This window comes from Kitasatospora sp. NPDC057512 (assembly GCF_042802135.1).
Classification (GTDB): domain Bacteria; phylum Actinomycetota; class Actinomycetes; order Streptomycetales; family Streptomycetaceae; genus Kitasatospora.
Window position 1 is genome coordinate 1 of record NZ_JBHVET010001048.1, and the last position, 2,219, is coordinate 2,219.

At 72.9% G+C, this 2,219-nt stretch carries 2 protein-coding genes; one reads left to right on the plus strand and one right to left on the minus strand.

What is annotated here, in order from left to right; translation table 11 throughout:
- Nucleotides 1-368: 368 nt before the first annotated feature.
- Nucleotides 369-1,229: an SAM-dependent methyltransferase gene (locus ACFU6K_RS37395; protein ID WP_380670868.1), complete on the plus strand. Its 861-nt coding sequence runs from the start codon at nt 369-371 to the stop codon at nt 1,227-1,229.
- Nucleotides 1,230-1,279: 50 nt separating this feature from the next.
- Here the strand turns inward: ACFU6K_RS37395 and ACFU6K_RS37400 are convergent, their stop codons facing one another.
- A complete protein-coding gene (locus tag ACFU6K_RS37400; protein ID WP_380670870.1) occupies nt 1,280-2,149 on the minus strand; it encodes an Fpg/Nei family DNA glycosylase in 870 nt (289 codons plus the stop codon).
- Between the last annotated feature and the right edge of the window lie 70 nt (nt 2,150-2,219).

Genomic DNA, 2,219 nt, shown 5'->3' on the forward strand with positions numbered 1-2,219 from the left:
CTCCGGCCCCGCCGGAGCGGCGGCGTCGGCCGCCCCCGCCGCCGCGCCACCCTCCCCTCCACCCCAGGGGCTCCGACATCCGGCGGCCGTTCCCAGGAGGGACATTCCGGCCGCAACCAGCAGCAATCTGCGCGAAGTAATCTGACGATCTGACAGCATTCTGGATGCTTCCCCCGGCCGTCACCGCCGTTCCCCGAGGGCAACTCCGACGGCCCCGATCACCACTCCGACGGCTCAAGGCCACCGGCCGTCCACTCCACCTCCGGAGATCTTCCACGGATCTTCCCCGACCGGACGCTCCACCTCCCGTCCGGACCGCTACGCTGTGCCTTCCCCAGTGTGATGATCTGCCATCAGAGGACGTGGCCATGACGACAAGTCAGGACTCCCCCCGCCAGGGCCCGCAGGACGACGACGCCACCGAGCTCAGCCAGTGGGAACGCTTCGGTGTCGACACCACCGCCCCGCACTCCGCGCGCGTGTACGACTACTGGCTGGGCGGGAAGACCAACTTCCCGCCGGACCGCGCCATGGGGCAGGCCATCGAGCAGGCCGTACCGAGCGTCAAGGCGATGGCCAAGGCCAACCGGGCGTTCCAGGGCCGGGCCGTGCGCCACCTCGCCCAGGAGCACGGCATCCGCCAGTTCCTCGACCTCGGCACCGGCATCCCGACCTCGCCGAACACCCACGAGATCGCCGAGGCGGTCAGCCCCGGCACCCGCGTGGTCTACGTCGACAACGACCCGATCGTGCTCGCCCACGCCCGCGCCCTGATGGTCTCCAGCCCGGCCAGCCGCACCACCTACATCCACGCCGACCTGCGCAAGCCCGAGGCGCTGTTCGCCGACCCGGCGCTCACCGCCACCCTCGACCTCACCCAGCCGGTCGGCCTGCTGATGATCGCCGTCCTGATGCTGATCGCCGACGAGGACGACCCCTGGGGCCGGGTCGCCGCACTGCGCGACGCCCTGCCGGCCGGCAGCTGCATCGCCCTGACCACCCCCACCCCCGACTTCGACCCGGAGGCCGTCGGCAAGGTCGCCGAAGCCGCCCGGGCCGGCGGGATGACCCTGGTCCCGCGCGGCTACGACGACGTCGTCCGCTTCTTCGACGGCTGGGACCTGGTCGAGCCGGGCGTCGCCCCGGTCCTGGCCTGGCGCCCCGACGGCGAGCCCCCGGCCGACCCGAAGGCCGCCTACTACTGGGGCGGCGTCGCCATCAAGCGCTGACCCCGCCGCCCACCGGGGGGACGGCCACCACCCGTCCCCCTCACCTCCCCTCACTTCAACAGCCGCGACAACCGCCGGTCCGCCAACGGCTTGCCCCCGGTCTGACAGGTCGGGCAGTACTGGAACGAGGAGTCCGCGAAGGACACCTCCCGGATCGTGTCCCCGCACACCGGGCAGGGCTCACCGGTCCGGCCGTGCACCCGCAACCCGAGCTTCTTCTCCGCCTTCAGCTCCCCCGCCGCCAGCCCGCGCGAGCGCTCCACCGCCTCCCGCAACGTGCCCCCGAGCGCCTCGTACAGCCGGGCCACCTCGTCCTCGGTCAGACTCGCGGCCAGCTTGTACGGCGACATCCGGGCCGCGTGCAGCACCTCGTCCGAGTACGCGTTGCCCACCCCCGCCAACACCCCCTGGTCCCGCAGCACCCCCTTGAGCCTGCGCCGCTCGCCCCGCAACAGCGCCGCGAAGTCCGCCAGCCCGAAGCCCGGATCCAGCGGATCCGGCCCGAGCCTGGCCACCCCGGGCACCTCGCCCGGCTCCCGCACCACGTACACCGCCAGCCCCTTCTTCGACCCGGCCTCCGTGAGGTCGAACCCGTCCCCGGCCTCCCCCACCAACCGCACCCGCAACGCCAACGGATTGCGCGGGGACGGCCGCGCCGGCTCGGCGGGCAGACCGTCCTTCCACCGCAACCACCCGGCCCGGGCCAGGTGCACCACCAGATGCAGCCCCTCCGCCTCGACATCCAGGAACTTGCCCCGCCTGCTCACCGCCCCGACCATCCGCCCCTCCAACGCCGTCACCGGCGGGTCGTACGTCTTCAACGCACTGATCGCCACCGGCTGCACCCGAGCGATCACCCGCCCGGTCAACCGCTCGGACAGAAAGACACTCAACGCCTCGACCTCAGGCAGCTCCGGCATGCCCCCAGTCTCCCCCGACCCCCCACCCCCCGCTCGCGCTCCCACCCAGCGGGCGCGCAGGGCGCAAGCC

Excerpts from the sequence above, each read along its gene's own strand:
- ACFU6K_RS37395 (WP_380670868.1), top strand. The coding sequence starts at position 369 with ATGACGACAAGTCAGGACTCCCCCCGCCAGGGCCCGCAGGACGACGAC.
- ACFU6K_RS37400 (WP_380670870.1), bottom strand. The coding sequence starts at position 2,149 with ATGCCGGAGCTGCCTGAGGTCGAGGCGTTGAGTGTCTTTCTGTCCGAG.